This is a genomic window from Methylobacterium sp. Leaf466, from assembly GCF_001425565.1.
GTDB lineage: Bacteria > Pseudomonadota > Alphaproteobacteria > Rhizobiales > Beijerinckiaceae > Methylobacterium.
Map to the genome: position 1 here is coordinate 143,192 of NZ_LMRC01000002.1, position 18,380 is coordinate 161,571.

Annotated in this window: 17 protein-coding genes; 1 reads left to right on the forward strand and 16 read right to left on the reverse strand. The window is 71.5% G+C overall.

All coding sequences use genetic code 11. The features are described from left to right. Positions 1-113: 113 nt before the first annotated feature. The 12 genes from ASG59_RS02755 to ASG59_RS02810 all read right to left on the reverse strand — a co-directional run bounded on the left by ASG59_RS02755 (position 114) and on the right by ASG59_RS02810 (position 15,205). Positions 114-1,349 (reverse strand): cytochrome P450, encoded by a 1,236-nt coding sequence (locus ASG59_RS02755; protein WP_056406871.1) that lies wholly within the window; start codon positions 1,347-1,349, stop codon positions 114-116. Further along, on the reverse strand, positions 1,342-2,667 hold the full coding sequence (locus ASG59_RS02760; RefSeq protein WP_056406873.1) for an FAD/NAD(P)-binding oxidoreductase: 1,326 nt from the start codon (positions 2,665-2,667) through the stop codon (positions 1,342-1,344). Before ASG59_RS02760 ends, ASG59_RS02755 begins: the two co-directional genes overlap by 8 nt. Further along, positions 2,664-2,879: a ferredoxin gene (locus ASG59_RS02765; RefSeq protein ID WP_055888874.1), complete on the reverse strand. Its 216-nt coding sequence runs from the start codon at positions 2,877-2,879 to the stop codon at positions 2,664-2,666. Before ASG59_RS02765 ends, ASG59_RS02760 begins: the two co-directional genes overlap by 4 nt. Before the next feature lie 127 nt (positions 2,880-3,006). Continuing rightward, positions 3,007-4,806: an allophanate hydrolase gene (gene atzF, locus ASG59_RS02770; RefSeq protein ID WP_056406875.1), complete on the reverse strand. Its 1,800-nt coding sequence runs from the start codon at positions 4,804-4,806 to the stop codon at positions 3,007-3,009. A gap of 5 nt (positions 4,807-4,811) precedes the next feature. Further along, positions 4,812-8,399: an urea carboxylase gene (uca, locus tag ASG59_RS02775; RefSeq protein WP_056406876.1), complete on the reverse strand. Its 3,588-nt coding sequence runs from the start codon at positions 8,397-8,399 to the stop codon at positions 4,812-4,814. Next, positions 8,399-9,034, reverse strand: a complete 636-nt coding sequence (locus tag ASG59_RS02780; RefSeq protein WP_056406878.1) for an urea amidolyase associated protein UAAP2 — start codon at positions 9,032-9,034, stop codon at positions 8,399-8,401. Before ASG59_RS02780 ends, uca begins: the two co-directional genes overlap by 1 nt. Positions 9,035-9,048: 14 nt before the next feature. Further along, positions 9,049-9,873 (reverse strand): urea amidolyase associated protein UAAP1, encoded by an 825-nt coding sequence (locus ASG59_RS02785; protein ID WP_056406880.1) that lies wholly within the window; start codon positions 9,871-9,873, stop codon positions 9,049-9,051. Positions 9,874-9,990: 117 nt separating this feature from the next. Then, complete coding sequence (glnT, locus tag ASG59_RS02790) at positions 9,991-11,364, reverse strand: type III glutamate--ammonia ligase (protein ID WP_055888883.1); 1,374 nt, start codon at positions 11,362-11,364, stop codon at positions 9,991-9,993. Between the two features lie 17 nt (positions 11,365-11,381). Further along, on the reverse strand, positions 11,382-12,152 hold the full coding sequence (locus ASG59_RS02795) for a creatininase family protein (protein ID WP_055888885.1): 771 nt from the start codon (positions 12,150-12,152) through the stop codon (positions 11,382-11,384). A 97-nt stretch (positions 12,153-12,249) separates the two neighbouring features. Further along, a complete protein-coding gene (locus ASG59_RS02800; protein WP_056406882.1) occupies positions 12,250-13,176 on the reverse strand; it encodes an ABC transporter ATP-binding protein in 927 nt (308 codons plus the stop codon). Next, positions 13,173-14,210, reverse strand: coding sequence for an ABC transporter permease (locus ASG59_RS02805; protein ID WP_082528592.1), 1,038 nt, complete (start codon positions 14,208-14,210; stop codon positions 13,173-13,175). The genes ASG59_RS02800 and ASG59_RS02805 overlap by 4 nt, the downstream gene beginning before the upstream one ends. After that, positions 14,207-15,205: an ABC transporter substrate-binding protein gene (locus ASG59_RS02810; protein ID WP_055888889.1), complete on the reverse strand. Its 999-nt coding sequence runs from the start codon at positions 15,203-15,205 to the stop codon at positions 14,207-14,209. The genes ASG59_RS02805 and ASG59_RS02810 overlap by 4 nt, the downstream gene beginning before the upstream one ends. A gap of 110 nt (positions 15,206-15,315) precedes the next feature. Here ASG59_RS02810 and nikR point away from each other — a divergent pair, with 110 nt between their 5' ends. Further along, on the forward strand, positions 15,316-15,795 hold the full coding sequence (nikR, locus tag ASG59_RS02815; RefSeq protein WP_055888891.1) for a nickel-responsive transcriptional regulator NikR: 480 nt from the start codon (positions 15,316-15,318) through the stop codon (positions 15,793-15,795). A gap of 105 nt (positions 15,796-15,900) precedes the next feature. On the opposite strand, the gene ureG is transcribed toward nikR, so the two are convergent. The 4 genes from ureG to ASG59_RS02835 all read right to left on the reverse strand — a co-directional run bounded on the left by ureG (position 15,901) and on the right by ASG59_RS02835 (position 18,361). Beyond that, a complete protein-coding gene (gene ureG, locus ASG59_RS02820) occupies positions 15,901-16,515 on the reverse strand; it encodes an urease accessory protein UreG (RefSeq protein WP_055888893.1) in 615 nt (204 codons plus the stop codon). An 11-nt stretch (positions 16,516-16,526) separates the two neighbouring features. Further along, complete coding sequence (locus ASG59_RS02825; protein ID WP_056406883.1) at positions 16,527-17,201, reverse strand: urease accessory protein UreF; 675 nt, start codon at positions 17,199-17,201, stop codon at positions 16,527-16,529. 64 nt (positions 17,202-17,265) lie between these two features. Continuing rightward, positions 17,266-17,814 (reverse strand): urease accessory protein UreE, encoded by a 549-nt coding sequence (locus tag ASG59_RS02830; RefSeq protein ID WP_056406932.1) that lies wholly within the window; start codon positions 17,812-17,814, stop codon positions 17,266-17,268. Positions 17,815-17,863: 49 nt separating this feature from the next. Then, positions 17,864-18,361, reverse strand: a complete 498-nt coding sequence (locus ASG59_RS02835; RefSeq protein ID WP_056406934.1) for a DUF29 domain-containing protein — start codon at positions 18,359-18,361, stop codon at positions 17,864-17,866. Between the last annotated feature and the right edge of the window lie 19 nt (positions 18,362-18,380).

The following is an 18,380-nucleotide window of genomic DNA, read 5'->3' on the forward strand; positions in this document are numbered from 1 at the left end:
CGCGCGCCCTCCGTCCGCCGGGCGCTACTCGGGCCGAGGCCACGGCGCGCCCTTGCGAGCCAGGATGCGCCGCGAAGGTTGCGCGGGGATAGGGTGGAGTGAGGACACCCGCCTCAGACGAGGCCGTCGATCGCCACCCGCAGGGTCTTGGGGCCGCGCAGGGAAGCGCCGTCCCGGTAGGGCGGCGGATCGTCCAGGAGGCGAGGCGCTTTCAGGCGGCGGGCCAGGGTGACGAGGGCGATCTCGGCCTCGATCCGGGCGAGCGGCGCCCCGAGGCAGTAGTGCAGGCTGCCGCCGAAGCCGAAGTGCTGGTTGTCCGCGCGGTCGGGATCGAACCGGTCCGGATCGGTGAACCGGTCGGGATCGCGGTTGGCGGCGGCGAACAACAGCGTCACCGCGGCGCCCTCGGGGATGACCGTGCCGGCCACCGGGATGTCGCGGAGCGCCTTGCGGGTCCGGAAATGCACCGGCGGCTCGTAGCGCAGGCATTCCTCGATCAGCCGGGGCGCCCGCTCGGGGTCGCGGCGCAGGCGCTCCAACTCGTCGGGGTGGCGCAGCAGGGTGAGCATGCCGTTGGCGATCAGGTTCACGGTGGTCTCGTGCCCGGCCACCAGGAGCAGGATCGCCGTGGCGATGAGGTCGAAGTCGCCCATCCGGCCGGCGGGGGTCTCGGCGGCCAGCCCGCTGAGCATGTCGTCCACGGGCCTGGCGCGCTTCTCCTTGATCAGGTCCTTCATGTAGGCCGAGATGGCGTCGAAGGTCGTGCGCGTCTGCTTCTGCGTCTCCTCGTCGTGGCGGGCGTCGGGTTCGAGTGCCGTGGCGAGCTGCGTCGCCCAGCCCTGGAAGGTCGGCTCGTCCTCGGGCGGCACGCCCAGCATCTCGCAGATGACGGTGACGGGGAGGGGATAGGCGAGGTCCTCGACCACGCAGATCGCGTCCCCGCCGCGGCGGCGGTCGAGCAGTTCGTCCACCAGGCTCTGCGTGCGCGCCTTCATCCCGTGGACGCGCTCGGGCGTGAACTGGGTCATCACGATCCGCCGCAGGGCGTCGTGGTCGGGGGGATCGCGAAAAATCAGCGGCCGGTGGCGGGTGACGATCTCGTCCTTGATCGGCCGCAGGATCCAGTCCTTGAACGGGTTGCCGGTGGCCGGGCTGTGGGCCGGCGGCAGGTCGGCCGAACTGATGCGCGGGTCGAACAGCAGCGCCCGGATCGCCGCATGCGAACTCACGAGGTAGCTGTCGTCGTCCTGGCGCAGCACGGGGTGGCCGCGCAGGCGGGCGTAGAGCGGATAGGGGTCGGCCCGGTTGGCCGGGTCCTTGATCTGGGCGAACAGGGTCGGGTCAGCCACGGGCGGAAACCTCGGGAGGAGGGGTGGGCCAGGACGGGTCGAGCGTCCCGAGGCGCGAGGGCTGGTCGAGGGCGTTCGCGATCGGCGGGAACGGCGCCCGGGCGGCGATCGCCTCGGCATAGGCCGGCAGCCAGCGGGCGCAATCCACCGACAGGGCGGCGACGGTGCGCCCGGCCCGGCCGTAGACCGCCAGGAACCGCCTGTCCTTCAGCGAACCCTGCACGACGGCGAGGCTGTCGGCGCCCTCGGTCAGCCCGGCGAGCTTGATGGTGATCCCGAACTGGTTGGACCAGAACTCGGGCATCCCGGCGAAGGCCGGCCGGTCGCCGTCGCCGAGTGCCAGGGCCCGGCCGGCGTATTCGCCCTGCGCCACCGCGTTGCCCCAGTGTTCGAGGCGCACCATGCGGCCGTCGTAGAGGGGGTGCGGCCACAGGGCGACGTCGCCGGCCGCGCGGATCTCGGGGTGGAGGCCGCCATCCTGCGCCCGCACCCGGGCGTGCCCGTCGCAGACGAGGGCGCCGGATTCGAGCGCCAGGCCGGAGCCCTCGAGCCACCCGGTGTTGGGAACGGCCCCCAGCGCCACGACCACCACGTCGGCGGCGATGGTGCTGCCGTCGTCGAGGGTGGCGCCCACGACCCGGCCGTCGCGGCCGTCGAGGGAGCGCAGCCCCGTGTTCGAGCGGACCTCGACGCCCGCCGCAGCGATCCAGTCGCGCAGGAAGCCGGACACGGCCAGACCCAGCACCTTGGCCAGGGGCGCGGGCAGCGGATCGACCAGGGTGACGGGCAGGCCGAGGTCGCGGCAGACCGAGGCGACCTCGCAACCGATGAAGCCGCCGCCGACGATCAGCACGCGCTTGGGCGCAGCGGCCAGGGCGGCACGCAGGGCCGCCGCGTCGTCGCGCCCGCGCAGGGTGAACACCCCTTCGAGGGTGCCCTCTGCCTCATCGTGCCAGGGCCGAGCCCGGGCACCGGTGGCGATCAGGAGGCGGTCGTAGGGCAGGCGCTCGCCGTCCGAGAGCACGATCGTGCGGGCCTGGCGGTCGAGGCCGGCGGCACCGGCTCCGAGCCGCCAGGCGGCGTCGAGATCGAGGCGATGGGGCAGGGTGGTGGCATCGGGCGCCATCTCGCCGGCGATGACGTGCTTCGACAGGGGCGGCCGGTCGTAGGGGAGATGCGGCTCGTCGCCGACGATGGTCAGCGGGCCGCGATGGCCGGCGAGCCGCAGGCTCTCCGCCCCGCGCAGTCCCGCCAGCGAGGCGCCGACCACGACGACGCGGGCGTCCTCATCGGCACGGGGGATCCGGGCGGAGGTCATCGGCCGGCGCCGGCGGCGGGCTCGTCGGCCTGAACGGTGATGGCGCGCACCGGGCAGGACTGGGCCGCACGCTCGATCCGGCCGCGGTGTTCGGCGCTCGGGGCGGGATCGTAGACCAGGATCTCGGCGCCGCGCAGTTCGAAGCTCTCGGGGGCGGCATAGCAGCATTGGGCATAGCCCTGGCAGCGGTTCAGATCGACGACGACGCGCATCTCACTCGTTTTCCGGCTTGGGAACATCGGGCCGTCCGCGCATCCTCGCGAAACGAGGACCGGCGCCGGAGGTGGCCCGCGACCACGAGATGGGGCGGGGACGCCGGCGATCCAACCGCCTGTGCAATCATGCCGCCGCGAGATAGGCCCGCCACCCGCCGAACCGCGTGATCTCTTCCGCCCCCTCGACGGCATGGGCCTCGCACAGGAACCCGGACACGATGCGGCCGTCCGCCAGGACGACCTTGCCGATCCCGAGGGGGGCGGGGATCGCCGCCGTGAAGCGGCCGAAGGCGTCCGGCGACAGCCCCCAGACCTCGACCGCCAGCCCCGGCCCGGCAAAGCCGGGATCGCGCAGGAGCCCGGGCTTGGCGGGCCGGGTGCCGGGCAGGGCGTAGAGGCGGTAGTCGGGCGCGGTGCGTGCTTCGCCCATCAGCGTCGCCCCGAGGTCGACGAGCTGGTGGTTGAGGGCGAGCCCCGAGAGATGGGCGCCCACCACAACCAGGGGGATGGTGCCGGGCACGGGCGGAGCCACGCGGCTCGCCTCGGGCAGCGCCGCCGCGCGGTCGACGCCCATGCCAGGGGCGAGCGCCCGGTGCAGGGTGTCGGCGAGGTGCCCCAGGGCGTCGTCGCTGAAGCCCGGCCCCACCAGGGTGACGCCGCCGGGGATGCCGTCGGGCCGGAAGCCGGCGGGGATCGCGATGGCGGCGTAGCCCAGCAGGTTGGCGAAGTTGGTGTAATGCCCGAAACGGCCGTTGAGGCGGAGCGGGTCGGCCAGCATCGCCTCCACCGTGTAGGTGGTGGGCGCGGTGGGCAGGAGCAGGATGTCGACCTGCGCGAAGGCCGCCTCGGCGCGGCGGCGCAGGGCCTGCAGGGCATAGAGGCCCTCGAAGGCGTCGACGGCGCTGTAGGCCCGCGCCGATTCGACGATGGCCCGCACGCTCGGATCGAAGGCGTCGGGGTGATCGGCGTGGAAGGCGGCCACCGCCGCCATCCGCTCGGCGACCCAAGGGCCCTGGTAGAGCAGTTCGGCGGTCTCGCGGAAGGGGGCGTAATCGAACGGCACCGCCACGGCGCCGGCCGCCTCCAGCCGGGCGACCATGCCGTCGTAGAGCGCCTCGGTGCCGCGATCGCCGTGGAACTCGCGCTCGGCCGGCGTCAGCACGCCGACGCGCAGGCCGGCGGCGGGGAGGGCATGGGGCGCGGCGGGCCGCGAATAGGCGTCGGCCGGGTCGAACCCTTCCGCGATCCGGCGCACGGCCAGGCCGTCGCCGACGGTGGCGGCGAAAAGACTGATGCAATCGAGGCTGCGGCAGGCGGGCACGAGGCCGGTGGTGCTGAGGAGGCCCGGCGTCGGCTTGATGCCAACGAGGTTGTTGAAGGCCGCCGGCACCCGGCCGGAGCCGGCGGTGTCGGTGCCGAGGGAGAAGCTCGCCAGCCCGGAGGCGACCGCCACCGCCGAGCCGGAGCTCGATCCCCCCGAGACGTAGGCCGCGTCGAACACGCTGCGCGGGGCACCGTAGGGGGAGCGGGTACCGTTCAGCCCGGTGGCGAACTGGTCGAGGTTGGTCTTGCCCGTCACGAGCGCACCGGCCGCCTTGAGCCGGGCCACCACCGTCGCGTCGGTCGTCGGCCTGTAGGCGAAGGCCGGGCAGGCGGCGGTGGTGGGCAGGCCGGCGACGTCGATGTTGTCCTTGACCGCGAAGGGCACGCCCCACAGCGGCAGGGAGTTCGGCTCGGGGTGGCGTGCGACGAGGTCGCCCGCGGCGGCCACGAGGTCGGCCCGGCTCACGGGCGTGATGAACACCGCCGGGTCGGCGAAGGCCTCCATGCGGTCGGCGACCGCCTTTGCGAGATCCACCGGCGTGAGCCGGCCCGAGGCGTAGAGGTCGCGCAGGGTCGAGAGGTCGAGGATGGTCGGCAGCATGGGGGTCACACCTCTTCGATCACCGCCACGAGGTCGCCGCCCCGCAGCGTCTGTCCCGGGCGCACCCGGATCTCACGCACGATCCCTGCCGCGGGGGCCGCCACGGGGACTTCCATCTTCATCGATTCGAGGATCGCCACCGTCTCGCCGGCCGCGATCGTGTCGCCCACCGCCTTTTCCACCCGCCAGACGTTGCCCGGCACGGTGGTCGCCACCCCGAGGCAACCGGCGGGGACGGCGTCGGCCCCCGCCTCCGGCGCCGCCTCGTCGGGCACGAAGCTGTCGAGCCCCTGCTCCTTCCAGCGCCGGCGCTCGGCCTCGAAGGCGGTCTGCTGGCGCAGCTTGGCCGCGGCGATCTCGCCCGCGTTGGCGGCGAGTCCGGCCCGGTGGTCGGCATGGGAGAAGGTCCCGTCCTCGATCCGGATCGGGTAGGCGCCGTGCGGGAAGGCGGCGCGGGCCTCGGTGAGCTCGGCGTGGTCGACGGGGAAGAAGCGGATGCGGTCGAACGGCCGCAGCAGCCAGGGGTGGCCCGGCACGAAGTCGCGGGTCGTCCGCCAGGTGTTCCAGATCTGGATGGTGCGGCCGACGAGCTGGTACCCGCCCGGCCCCTCCATGCCGTAGATGCACATGTAGGCGCCGCCGATGCCGACTGCGTTCTCGGGCGTCCAGGTCCGGGCCGGGTTGTACTTGGTGGTGACGAGGCGGTGGCGCGGATCGACCGGCGTCGCCACCGGGGCGCCGAGGTAGACGTCGCCGAGCCCCATGACGAGGTAGCTGGCCTCGAAGACGATGCGCTTCACCTCCGCCTCCGAGTCGAGACCGTTGATGCGGCGGATGAAATCGATGTTGGAGGGGCACCAGGGCGCGTTGGGGCGTACCAGGTCCTGGTACTGGCGCATGGCGCGCTCGGCTTGCGGGTCGTTCCAGGACAGCGGCAGGTGGACGATGCGGCTGGGCACCGTGACGTCGTCGACGCAGCCCAGCCCGGCCTCGATCTCGCGCAGCAGGCCGAGGAGGCGGGAGCGCGCCAGGACCGTGCCGTCGTAGTGGATCTGGAGCGAGCGGATGCCGGGCGTCAGGTCGAGGAGGCCGGGAAGCTTCGCTTCCGCCACCGCCTGCGCCAGGAGGTGGACGCGCAGGCGGATGCCGATGTCCAGCGCCATCGGGCCGTATTCGACGAGGAGGTTGTCGTCGCCCTGGCGGCGGTAGACCACCTCGACCGGGCCTGAGACGTCGCGGGCGAGGATGGGGGAGCCTCGGACGGCAACCCCTGCCCCCAGCAGATCTCGGGCCTGCCCGAGATCTGCACTCCCCTGCGGAGGGGGGAGGAAACCCGCGCTCTCGCCGTCGACGTCACCGGGCTGCTCCACCGCCACGAACCGCACCCGGTCCCCCGGCCGCAGCTGGCCCATCTTCCACAATTCGTCGCGGGCGATGACGCCGGGGCAGACGAAGCCGCCGAGACTCGGCCCGTCCGGCCCGAGCAGGATCGGCATGTCGCCGGTGAAGTCGAGGGCGCCGACCGCGTAGGCGTTGTCGTGGAGGTTCGAGGGGTGCAGCCCGGCCTCGCCGCCGTCCTCCCGCGCCCAGCGCGGGGTCGGGCCGATCAGGCGCACGCCGGTGCGGGCGGAGTTGAAATGCACCTCGTAAGCTGCCGAGAACAGGTCGGCGATGTCGGCGTCCCGGAAGAAGTCCGGCGCCCCGTGCGGGCCGTAGACGAGGCCGATCTCCCAGTCCGCGGTGAGCGGCACCGGCTCGGGCGAGGCCGGTTCCACCGCGGCGACGGCGCCGAGATGGAGGGTGTCGCCGGCCTTGAGCACGCCGGTGGCGTGCCCGCCGAAGGCCCCGAGCGCGAAGGTCGCCCGCGAGCCGAGCACCACCGGCGCATCGAAGCCGCCGCGCACGCCGAGGTAGCTGCGCATCCCCGGCCCCGCGATGGCACCGATGGCGAGCGTGCCGCCCGCCGGCACCGCGAAGGCCTGCCCGTGGGGCTGCACGACGCCGTCGAGCCGGGCGGTCATGGCCGCTCCCGACAGCGCCACCACGGTGTCGGCATGGAAGCGCAGGGTCGGGCCGGACACGGTGAGTTCGAGGGCGCAGGTGTCGGGCGGGTTTCCCACCAGCGCATTGGCCACCGCGAAGGAGCGCGCATCCATCGGCCCGCTCGGGGGCACGCCGACATGCCAGAGCCCGAGGCGGCCGGGCAGTTCCTGCAGGCTCGACTGGGGGCCGGGCGCCAGCACCGCGACGCTGCGGGGCGTATATGCGAAGTCGCGCAGGGCCGTGGTGGCGACACGCCCGCTCGCGAACAGCTCCGAGGCCGCGATGGCGCGCAGGTAGCCGAGATTGGTCTCGATGCCGGCGACCACCGTCTCGTCGAGCGCCGCGCGCAGGGCGGCGATGGCCGCCGGCCGGTCCGCTCCGGTGACGATGATCTTGGCGAGCATCGGATCGTAGAACGGCGTCACCTCGGTGCCGGTGACGATCCAGCCGTCGACGCGGACGCCGTCCGGAAAGCGCACCTGCGTCAGCAGGCCGGCGCTGGGCGCGAAATCGGCATACGGAATCTCGGCGTAGAGCCGCGCCTCGATGGCCGCTCCCTTCGGCACCAGCGGTCCGGCGGTGCCGATGGGGTCTTCGCCGGCGGCCTGGCGGATCATCCACTCCACGAGGTCGATGCCGAACACCGCCTCCGTCACCGGATGCTCGACCTGGAGCCGGGTGTTGACCTCGAGGAACGAGATATCCTGGCGGTCGGGATCGTAGATGAACTCGACCGTTCCGGCCGAGGCGTAGGACACGCTCGTCCCCAGGGCGACGGCCGCCGCGTGCAGCCGGGCGCGCACCGCGTCCGACAGGCCCGGCGCCGGCGTCTCCTCGACGACCTTCTGGTTGCGGCGCTGGAGCGAGCAGTCGCGCTCGCCGAGCGCCACGACGCGCCCCTGCCCGTCTCCGAAGATCTGCACCTCGACGTGGCGCGCCCGCGCCACGAAGCGTTCGAGGTAGACCCGCGCGTCGCCGAAGCTCGCCCGCGCGGTGCGCTCGACGCTGGCGTAATGCTCGGCGAGCTCGGCCGGCGAAGTGCACAGCCTCATGCCGATGCCGCCGCCGCCGGCGGTGCTCTTGAGCATCACCGGATAGCCGATCGCCTCGGCCGCACCGAGCGCCGTCGCGAGGTCGGGGAGGAGGTCGGTGCCCGGCAGGAGCGGGACGCCGCTGGCCTTCGCCAGTTCGCGCGCCGTGTGCTTGAGGCCGAAGGCGCGCAGGTGCTCGGGCCGCGGCCCGATGAAGACGATGCCCTCCGCCGCCAGGCGTTCGGCGAAGGCCACGTTCTCGGACAGGAAGCCGTAGCCGGGATGGACCGCCTGCGCCCCCGTCGCCTTGCAGGCGGCGATGACGGCGTCCACGTTCAGGTAGCTCTCGGAGGCGGGCGCCGGGCCGAGGCGAAAAACCTCGTCCGCCTCCAGCACGGCGGGGGTGAAGCGGTCGGCGTCGGAATGCACCGCCACCGAGGCGATCCCCATGCGCCTGCAGGTGCGCAGGATGCGCCGGGCGATCTCGCCGCGATTGGCGATCAGGATCTTTTGGAACATCACAGTCCATCCCGGATGGTCGCTCGGTCCCGGATGGTCACCTGGATCGGCGTCGGGTTGAAGCCGTTGCAGGGGTTGTTGATCTGCGGGCAGTTCGAGATCACGCAGATCACGTCCATCTCGGCGGTGACCTCGACGTAGTCGCCGGGCGAGGAGACGCCGTCGACGATGGCGAGCTGTCCGTCCTGTTCGATCGGCACGTTCATGAAGAAGTTGACGTTGGGCGGGATGTCGCGCTTGGACAGCCCGTATTTGGCGACCTCCAGGGCGAAGTTCTCGCGGCAGGCGTGGAGGTACTTGGTGGCGTGGCCGAAGCGGACGGTGTTGGCCTCGCAGGAGCAGGCGCCCGCCGAGGTGTCGTGCCGCCCGCAGGAATCGGCCGTGACGACGGCCATCACCCGCCCCTCGTTGGAGACAAGCCGGGTGCCGGTGGTGACGTAGGCCGCCCCCTGCACCCGCAGGGTGTCCTGCGAGGAGTAGCGCTCGCCCATGTCGTCGGCGCGGTAGAACAGGGTGTCGACCGCCTGGCAGCCGTCGAGGTCGGTGATGCGCAGAATCTGGCCCTTTCGGACGAGGCCGGACCATGGCGCTTGCGCCGGCACGGTCGTGTCGAGGAGAGGGGTCTCTTCGGTCATGACGTATCCTCCCCTCAAAAGCCGATGGCGGCGTTGTTGGAAAAGCCGCGCACGGCCTCGATGGTGGCGGTGCGGCAGAGGTCGTCCGGGCCTGGATGCGGTGCCCGGAAGCGCGTCGCCGTCACGGGGTTGGGGGCGTAGTCTGGGGCCGGATCGAGGGGGTGGGGGCAGTTGGAGAGGGTGACGACCAGGTCCATCTCGGCGCGCAGGTCGACGAAGTCGCCCGCCCGGCGCCCGGCCTCGTTCCAGGTGAAGCGCCCTTCGGCGCCGACGCTCACGGGGGCGAAGAAGGTGATCAGCGCGGGGATGTCGCGCCGGTCGAGCCCGGCCTTGAGGGCGGCGAGCACGAGGTTGTCGCGGGTGTTGCGGTGGGGGCCTTTCGCGTAGCGCGCGGCGTTGGAGGCGGCGTTGGAGCCGCCCGTCAGCGCGTCGTGGGCGCAGCAGGAATCCTCGATCAGCGAGAGCATCACCCGGCCCATGTCGGAGAACAGCACCCGGCCCTTCCGAAGGGCGGCGCTCCATTGCACCTTGACGGTGTCGGCGTAGTTCAGGCGCTCGGAGGTGTCGGCGGCGTTCCAGGCCACCAGGGCGACGCTCGACGGGCCGTGGTCGAGGGCGAGCCGCAGCGCGTCGCCGGCATGGAGTTCCGTGGTCCAGTACCAGCCGCCGGGGATGGTCTCGGTGTGCAGGATCTCCGCCTCGTCCAGCGGCAGGCCGCGCACCGAGGGCGGCGGCAGGGCGCGCGGCGCGTGCTCCTGCCCTTGCGCCTTCAGCGCCTCGTAGCGGCGCCGGTTCTCGGCGATGGTCTGTTGGATGGTTGTCGTCTCAGGTGTGGTCATGCCCGTTCCTCACGTTCTCCGACGGGTCGTCCCGGCCGATGTCGCGCCCTGATCGCGAGGCCGGGTCGTCCCGGCCTTTTTCCTCCCCCGCTCGAGGGGGAGGGTTGGGGCGTCGCGCTAGAACATGTGGCTGTAGCGCTCGGTCTCCCAGGCGCTCACGGTGAGGTGGTACTCCTGCCATTCGGCGCGCTTGTACCGGACGAACTCGTCGCGCAGCGCCGTGCCGAGGGTCCGCTCCACCAGCGGGTCGGCCGCGAAGGCGTCCACCGCCTCGGCCAGCGTCTGGGGCAGGAAGTCGATGCCGCGCTCGGCCCGCGCGGCGTCGGTGAGGTCGTAGAGATTGTCCTCGTTGGGCGCGCCGGGATCGATCCGCTCGCGGACGCCTTCGAGGCCCGCCGCCAGCACCAGGGCGGCGGCGAGGTAGGGGTTGACGGCGCCGTCCGCGTTGCGGCTCTCGCAGCGCCCGCCACCGGCCGGCACGCGCACCGAATTGGTGCGGTTGTTCGAGCCGTAGGAGTTGAACACCGGCGCCCAGGAGAAGCCCGCCATGGCGCCCTGGCGCACAAGGCGCTTGTAACTGTTGACCGTGGGGGCGAAGGCCGCGCACAGCGCCCGCCCGTGGCGCAGGACGCCGCCGATGAAATGGTAGCCGGTCTCGGTGAGCCCGAGGCCGCGCGGATCGGCCGACGGATCGCAGGCGAAGACGTTCCTGCCGGTCTCCTTGTCGGAGAGCGACATGTTGAAATGCGCGCCGTTGCCGGTGCGGTCGGCGAAGGGCTTGGGCATCATCGTGGCGAGGAGGCCTTCCTCCTTGGCGTAGTGCTTGGCCATCATCCGGAAGAAGGTCAGCCGGTCACACATGGTCAGCGCGTCGGCGTAGTTGAAATCGAACTCGAACTGGCCGCAGGCGTCCTCGTGGTCGAAGGAATAGAGGTCCCAGCCGAGGGCGTCGATCGTGGTGGCGACCTTGTCGAGCCAGGAGAAGTTGTCGACGAACCCGCGCACGTCGTAGCAGGGTTTTTGCAATTTATCGTCGGCGACCGGCGTGTGCAGGGACCCATCGGCGGCCTGTCTCAGGAGAAAAATCTCGCACTCGATGCCGAGGTTGAAGCCGAAGCCCATGTCCTCCGCCTCGCCGATGACGGTCTTCAGGGCGACCCGGGTGGAGAGCGGATAGGGCTGGCCCTGGAAGGTGAGGTCGGCCGGGCACCAGGCGAGTTTGGGCTCCCACGGCAGCTGGACGACCCGGGAGAGGTCGGGGACCGAGGCGAGTTCGTCCTCGTTGGGGGCCTGGCCGAGGCCGTCGAGCGCGTAGCCGGTATAGCGTTCGGAGCCGGCCGCCATCTGCGGCAGGTGGCCGATGGGCACCACCTTGGCCTTCTGGACGCCGTGGATGTCGACATAGGCGCCGATGACGTATTTCACGCCCTTGGCGCGCAGGTCGTCCTGCACGGCCTTGACGGCGGGGTCGATCTCGCTCGCATGAGCCATCGGCTCGCTCCTTTTCGTTACACGGACACGTCGTAGGGGTGGGGGAGGGGCGGGGTCTCGGTCAGCCCCCGCATCACGAGGGCGGTGAGGTCCTCGACCATCCAGGCGAACAGGCGCCCGCCCTCGGTCGCGGTCGCCTGCGAAGGGCGTCCGGTGACGCCGTTGCGGCTGGTGCGGTTGACCGGGTGGGCGAAGACGAGCCCCTGCGTCCGGTCGGGATCGTCGGCATCGGCGACCCGGTCGGGCCGCACGAGGCGCGGGGCCAGCGCCATCATCAGGGCGGTCTCGGCGGCGTTGGCGTGCCAATCGTCGGCATCGGCGACATGGGCGGCGCGGACCCGCTCGCTCACCGTGGCCGAATTGACCAGCGCCACCATGAGGTCGTCGTGGGCGGCGCGCAGCATCTCCAGCGCGCAGCGCAGGGGCGCGGCGTTGGTGACGTGCGCGTTGACGAGGAACAGCCGGCGCACGCCGGACCGGTGGGCGCCGGTCCCCACCTGCACGACGAGCTGCGTCATCACGAGCGGATCGAGGGTGATCGTGCCCGGCCAGCGCCGGCTGTGGCCGAGCGAGCAGCCGTAGGGAAGGGTCGGCAGCACCGGCACGCGGGTGGCCGCCGAGACCGCATGCGCCAGCATCTCGGCCAGCACGAAATCCATGCCGGTGCCCAGATGCGGCCCGTGCTGCTCGGTGGCGCCGACGGGCAGGATCGCGGCCCCGCCCACCGCGGCGAGGTCGCCGGGGAGCTCGTCCCAGGTGCGCTCTGCCCAGAGGAGGGGGGCGGTCATGCGGGTTCGCTCCGCTTGGCGAGACGGGCGCCATCCCCTCTCCCCGCAAGCTGGGAAAGGCGAGGGCGCGCGGGCGCGATCGGTGCTGGACGCGCCATCATTCCACCTCGTCCCCGGCGGACGTCATCCGCGTCACCACGTCGGGGGCCACCGCCTCCTCGGCCTCGTCCTTGGGCGGGTGGATCAGCGCGTCGAGGCGCGCGCGGGTGGCACGGAACTCGGGCCCGAGGGCCTGGTCGTGGCTGCGGGGGCGGGGCACCGGCACCTCGATGAGTTCGGCGACCTCGCCCGGATGGGCGCTGAGCACCAGGATGCGGTCGGCCAGATGCACGGCCTCGTCGAGATCGTGGGTGATGAAGACGATGGTGATGTCGATCTTCTTCCAGATCTCGATGAGGTAGGCCTGCATCCGGGCGCGCGACTGGGTGTCGAGGGCCGAGAACGGCTCGTCCATGAGCAGGATGCGCGGCCGGGTGGCGAGCGCCCGTGCGATCGCGACCCGTTGCTTCATGCCGCCCGAAAGCTGGTGCGGGTAGGAGCCCGCGAAGGCCTCGAGCCCGATCAGCGCCAGCCATTGCCGCGCCTCGCGCTCGGCCTCGCGCCGGGGCGTGCCGTTCTCCTCGAGCCCGAAGGCGACGTTGCGCAGCACGCTGAGCCAGGGAAACAGGGTGTAGCCCTGGAACACCATGCCCCGGTCGGCGCCGGGCCCAGAGACCGGCACGCCCTCGACGCTGACCACGCCGGAAGTCGCGGTCTCGAGGCCGGCGAGGATACGCACGAAGGTGGACTTGCCGCAGCCCGACGGGCCGACGACGCACAGGAACTCGCGCCGGTGGGTGACGAGGTCGATGTCCTTGAGGGCCACGGTCACGCCGCCGTCGGCGGTGCGGAAGGTCTTCGTTAGCTTCTCGACCCTGAGCGCGACCTCGCGGCCCTTGAGCTTGGAAAAGCGCGCGCGGACCGGCTCGCCTTGCGTGCGGTAGTCGCAGGCGGCGGTCGGCGGGACGACGGGCCCGGCGCTCACGCTTCGCTCCTGTCGTAGGGAAAGAGCCGACGGCCGATGACGGCGAGCACGATGTCGGTGATCGAGCCGACGAGGCCGATGATCAGGATCGCGGCGTAGACGTTCTCGAAGTGCTGGTAGCGGGCCTGCTGGGTGATGAAGAAGGTGATGCCCGAGGAGGTGCCGATGAGCTCGGCCACGATCAGGTAGGTCCAGGCCCAGCCGAGCAGGATGCGCTGGTCGCGGTAGAGCTGCGGCAGCATCGCCGGCACGATCACCCGGCGGATCAGGCGCAGGTTGCGTGCGCCCAGCGTCAGGGCCGCCTCGATCAGCAGCGGGTCGATGCGCCGCGTGGTGTTGGCGATCACCAGCACCTGCTGGAAGAAGGTGCCGATGACGATGATCGCGATCTTCGGGCCATCGTAGATGCCGAGGATCGCCACCATCAGCGCCCCGAAGGCGGGGGCGGGCATGTAGCGCACGAACTCGATGACCGGCTCGGTGATGCGCGCCAGCGTCGCTTGCGCCCCGCACAGGATGCCGAGCGGCACGCCGACGATCGACGACAGCAGGACCCCCCAAAAGATGATCTGGATCGAATGCCACAGGCTCCAGGGGAGCCGGATGGCGTCGCGCTGGGTCGGCGCCGCGGTGAGCGAGGTCCAGAGCGCGATGGCGACCTCGTGCGGGGCCGGCAGGTAGACCGGGTTGGCGGGCGTGCCCACCGGGGGCGCGGTGTTGGCGGCGCGGGCCGATTCCACCTCCTCGGCGAAGGCCGCCGCGGGCAGGCGCATGCCGGGCTGGATCCAGGCGACGTCGCCCGGATCGGAGACCTCCACCAGGGGATGCCACAGGAACGGCAGGTAGGAGACCGCCGACCAGGCGAGGATCGGCAGCAGGAACGACAGGATCGTCAGGACGATGCGCCGGCGCGGCGCCAGGGGGCGGACGACGCCGACCCAGGAGCGGCGGCGGGGCGGCGGCGGACCTTTCCCTTCCCCCTCGACGGGGGAGGGTGGCCCACCCGCCAGGCCCTGGCGCATCTCCGCGCTCATTTGCCGTCGGTGAGCGCGGGGTCGATGGCGGCCTTCACGTCCTGGGCGGTCTTGTAGACATCGACCTTCACGTTGAAGGCGTCGGCGAAGCGGGTCGAGCCGTAGAGGGAGCCGAAGCCGTCGGCGTCCTTCATGACCTTGCGGCCCTCGGCCAGGGTCATGAGCTTGGTGCCCTTGAGGAAGCGGGTGAAGGTGGGCACGTCGATGCCGACCTTGGCCGCCATGATCGCCACCGCGTCGGGTTGGGTCTTGGGATCCTCGATGTAGGCGACGACCTTGTCCCAGACGCCGACGAACTTGATCCACTCGGCCCGGCGCGAGGCGAGGCTGGCGGGCGAGACCGTGACCACGTCGTAGATCAGCCCTGGCACGTCGGCGGAGGTGTAGAGGGGCTTGGCACCGGCCGCCGCCTTCATCGCCTGGCCGGCGATGGGCTGCCAGGCGCCGACGGCCGCCACGTCGCCGGAGGCCAGCACCTGCGGCGTCTCGTTGGTCTTGGCGTTGACCAGCGTCACGTCGGTCTCCTTGAGGCCGATCTTTGTGAGCCCGTGGATGAGCAGAAGGTGCTCCACGAGGCCGACCTCGAGGCCGACCTTCTTGCCCTTGAGGTCGGCCAGCGTCTTCACCCCCGGCTTGCCGACGATCATGTCGTTGCCGTTCGAATAGTCGGTGAGCATGATCATGACGTTCTTGGCGCCGTTGCCGGCCATGACCAGGGCGTCGCCGTTGGTGCAGGTGACGGCGTCGAGCTTGCCCGCCGAGAACGCGTCCATCGAGGCCGAGTAGTCGAACCACTCGAACTTGGCGTCGACGCCGGCCTCCTTCAGCCAGCCCTTCTCGATGGCGACCTGCCAGGCGACCCAGCCCGGCCAGTCGCTGTAGCCGATGCGCAGGGGCTCGGCCGCGTGAGCGACCGGGGCGGCGACGAGGCCCAGGGCCAACAGGCCGGCGGCGACCCCCTTGCGGGCGGCGGAAGCGATCGTGGACAGGCGCATCTGATATCTCCGAGGCGCGTAGTACGATTCGATGAAATCGTAATACCGACGGCTTTTCAGGCATACAAGAGGCGTGCCAGATTCACATCGCAGCGAGGGAGCGGACGACCATGGCGGATGCGAACACGGACGAGGGCGGCGCGGGGCGGCGCCGGCCGGTGAGCCGGATCAGCCTGTCCTTGTCCGAGGACCTGCTCGGCGAGCTCGACGCCATGGTGAGCGAGCGCGGGTTCGCCAGCCGCTCGCAGGCGGTGGCCACCGTCCTGCACCGGTCGCTGGTGGAGCACCGCCACGAGGTCGGCGACCGGGTGATGGTGGGCACGATCACCCTGTTCTACGACCACCTCGCCCACGGCCTGCAGCAGCGGCTGGCGGACCTGCAGCGGCGTCACATCGCCGAGGTGATCGCGTCGCTCCACGTCCACCTGATGCACAACCAGACGCTGGAGGTGGTGCTGGTGCAGGGCCCGGCCACCACCTTGCAGACCATCGCCGACGCGATGATCACCGAGCGCGGCGTGATCTCGGGGCGCCTCGAGCTGGTGGCGGCGCTGATCCCGCAGTTGCACCCGTTCCAGGGGGAGGGGTGATACGGGGTTCGCTCGGATCAAGCGGGACCCGTATCACGAAGCCCGCGCGGCGCCTGAGCGACGCCGACATCCGCATGACGAAGCCATCGAACGGATGTCGTATGATCACCCCAATCCCCCAGCCCGCTCCACGAAACGGGCGACCGCGTCGGCCCCGTCACCCTTGCGCAGCGAGGTGAAGACGTAGGGGCGGGTGCCGCGCATCCGCCTCGTGTCGGCCTCCATCACGGCGAGGTCCGCGCCGACGAAGGGCGCCAGATCGGTCTTGTTGACGATGAGCAGGTCCGAGCGGGTGATGCCCGGCCCCCCTTTGCGCGGGATCTTCTCGCCGCCGGCGACGTCGATCACGTAGAGGGTGATGTCGGCCAGTTCCGGCGAGAAGGTCGCGGCGAGGTTGTCGCCGCCCGATTCGATCAGGATTAGGTCGAGCCTGGGGAAGCGCCGGCGCATCTCGGCCACCGCCGCGAGGTTGATCGAAGCGTCCTCGCGGATGGCGGTGTGCGGGCAGCCGCCTGTCTCGACGCCCATGATCCGCTCCTCGGGCAGGGCGCCGGCCACGGTGAGGATGCGCGCATCCTCCTTGGTGTAGATGTCGTTGGTGATCGCGCAGATCTCGAAGCGATCGCGGAACCGCTTGCAGAGCTGTTCCATCAGCGCGGTCTTGCCAGAGCCGACCGGGCCGCCGATGCCGACGCGCAGGGGGCCATTGAGGGATGTCATCGCAAAGGTCCTCACGAGCGGAAGATGCGGGAATACTGGGTCTCGTGCCGGAGGGACCCCAGATCGAGCCGAAGGGTGGCGCCCCCGACGTCGTCGAGGGTGAGCCCGGGGATCGTCTCCGCCAGCGCCGCCACGCAGGGCGCCAGACCGGCGATCACCCGCGTGCCGGCGGTCTGGCCGACCGGGGCGAGGCGCAGGGCCGCCGAGACGAGGTTCTGCACGAAGGCGAGGCCGAAGGCGGCGAGCGTGGGCACCGGCGCGAGGCCATGCGCCCCCGCCGCCAGGCCCACCGCCACGGGGTAGGCCACGGGGCCGGGCAGGGTTTCGGCGAGGCGCACGAGGGCTGGCGTGGCCCAGGCCGCCAGGGTCGCGTCGAGGAAGCTGCGGCCCTGCTGGGCGGTCTCCAGGTGGAGTTCGCGGGAGGGGGCCAGGGCGAGGGCGAGGGCGTTGACGGGCTCCAGGGCAGCGGCATCGGCGCCCGAGGCGGCGCGGTGGGCGTGGGCGGCCAGGATCATGTCGCTGCGCCCGGCGCCGCGCGCCACGACGTCGTGGAGCCATGCCGCGAGGGAGGCCTCGTCGGACACCTCGCCGGCCTCCACCGCCCATTCGAGCCCGTGCGAATAGGCATAGCTCCCCACCGGATAGGTCGGCGACAGCCACACCATCAGCCGCAGGGCGTCGGTCATCGGGGGGCGATTCCGCTTCGCCGCCCCCCTCTGGGGAAGGGCGCGGGCACCGGGACCGCAGCGGTCATCGGGACGCCGCCCCGTGCGGATGCGGGTGGTCGTGGTCGTGGTCGTGGTCGTGGTCGTGGGGCCCGTGATCGTGCCCGTGATCGTGCCCGTGGTGATGATGCCCCGCGGCCTCGCCGGCATAGGCGCCGCCCTCCGGCCGGAACGGGCGATCCACCGGCTCGGCCGAGCCGCCCAGCCCCCGCACCATCTCGGCGAGCACGTGGTCGAACCCGATGTAGACGGCGTCCTCGGCGATCTCGGCCGGGATGTGGCGGTTGCCGATGTGCCAGATCAGGCGCTTGAGGGCGTGGTCGTCGGGCGCGCGGATCGCGAGCAGGCGCTCGGGCGCCGCCTCGACCCAGACGAGGCGGCCGTCCTGCAGCACCAGGGCATCGCCGTCGTCGAGCACCGTCGGCTCGGGCAGGTCGAGCAGGAAGTCGAGCCCGCCGACCCCGCGCATCGCCATGCGCCGACGATGCCGGTCGCCGTGGTCGAGCACGACGCGGTCGACGATCTCGCCGGTCCGGAGCGCATCGCGGCGGATGAGGTGTGTGGCGCGGATCATGACCATGCCACCCGGACCCGACCCGACGACACGCGAGGGAACGCCCTCATTAGGCGACGTCCGGTTCGGCGGGACCGGGATAGAAGTCCTCGTCGAGAACCTGTGCCAGCGTGTACGGGCAGGTAGCCGGAAACAGGCGTTCCGCCATTCCGGTCTCGCCCGCCGCGCGGACATGACCCAGACGATAGGCTTTGTCCAGGACGGCTTCGGGCCACGATCCCAGGCTCGGACTGACGTCGATCAGTCCTTCGATCTGAAGGCGCTGTTCGACGATCGAGACGCGCCAGCCGTACTTCCGCTTCTGCGGCTGGAACTCCCATTTCAACAGGTGCTGCAACAATACGGCGAGACGGTTCCGAATCTCGGATTTCTGCGATCCGCCCAAGCTCTCGATTTCCTCGGCCAGATGATGCCAGTCGATGGCCTGCCGCTGTCCCGCGCGCAGCAAGGCGGCCTGCGCTTGCGTCCACAGGTACAGGTCGGCCTCGTAGAGGGCTTGCTCAGGAGGAGTCCGGCCCGGAGGCGGACTCAAGGCGGCCTTGGACATGGGAAGCTCCACGCGCGAC

Coding starts and splice junctions, on each gene's coding strand:
- ASG59_RS02760 (WP_056406873.1), bottom strand. CDS start 2,667: ATGACCTCCGCCCGGATCCCCCGTGCCGATGAGGACGCCCGCGTCGTC.
- ASG59_RS02825 (WP_056406883.1), bottom strand. CDS start 17,201: ATGACCGACGCCCTGCGGCTGATGGTGTGGCTGTCGCCGACCTATCCG.
- ASG59_RS02830 (WP_056406932.1), bottom strand. CDS start 17,814: ATGATCCGCGCCACACACCTCATCCGCCGCGATGCGCTCCGGACCGGC.
- ASG59_RS02805 (WP_082528592.1), bottom strand. CDS start 14,210: ATGAGCGCGGAGATGCGCCAGGGCCTGGCGGGTGGGCCACCCTCCCCC.
- glnT (WP_055888883.1), bottom strand. CDS start 11,364: ATGGCTCATGCGAGCGAGATCGACCCCGCCGTCAAGGCCGTGCAGGAC.
- ASG59_RS02795 (WP_055888885.1), bottom strand. CDS start 12,152: ATGACCGCCCCCCTCCTCTGGGCAGAGCGCACCTGGGACGAGCTCCCC.
- atzF (WP_056406875.1), bottom strand. CDS start 4,806: ATGCTGCCGACCATCCTCGACCTCTCGACCCTGCGCGACCTCTACGCC.
- ASG59_RS02765 (WP_055888874.1), bottom strand. CDS start 2,879: ATGCGCGTCGTCGTCGATCTGAACCGCTGCCAGGGCTATGCCCAATGC.
- ASG59_RS02835 (WP_056406934.1), bottom strand. CDS start 18,361: ATGTCCAAGGCCGCCTTGAGTCCGCCTCCGGGCCGGACTCCTCCTGAG.
- uca (WP_056406876.1), bottom strand. CDS start 8,399: ATGTTCCAAAAGATCCTGATCGCCAATCGCGGCGAGATCGCCCGGCGC.
- ASG59_RS02785 (WP_056406880.1), bottom strand. CDS start 9,873: ATGACCACACCTGAGACGACAACCATCCAACAGACCATCGCCGAGAAC.
- ASG59_RS02810 (WP_055888889.1), bottom strand. CDS start 15,205: ATGCGCCTGTCCACGATCGCTTCCGCCGCCCGCAAGGGGGTCGCCGCC.
- ASG59_RS02780 (WP_056406878.1), bottom strand. CDS start 9,034: ATGACCGAAGAGACCCCTCTCCTCGACACGACCGTGCCGGCGCAAGCG.
- nikR (WP_055888891.1), top strand. CDS start 15,316: ATGGCGGATGCGAACACGGACGAGGGCGGCGCGGGGCGGCGCCGGCCG.
- ureG (WP_055888893.1), bottom strand. CDS start 16,515: ATGACATCCCTCAATGGCCCCCTGCGCGTCGGCATCGGCGGCCCGGTC.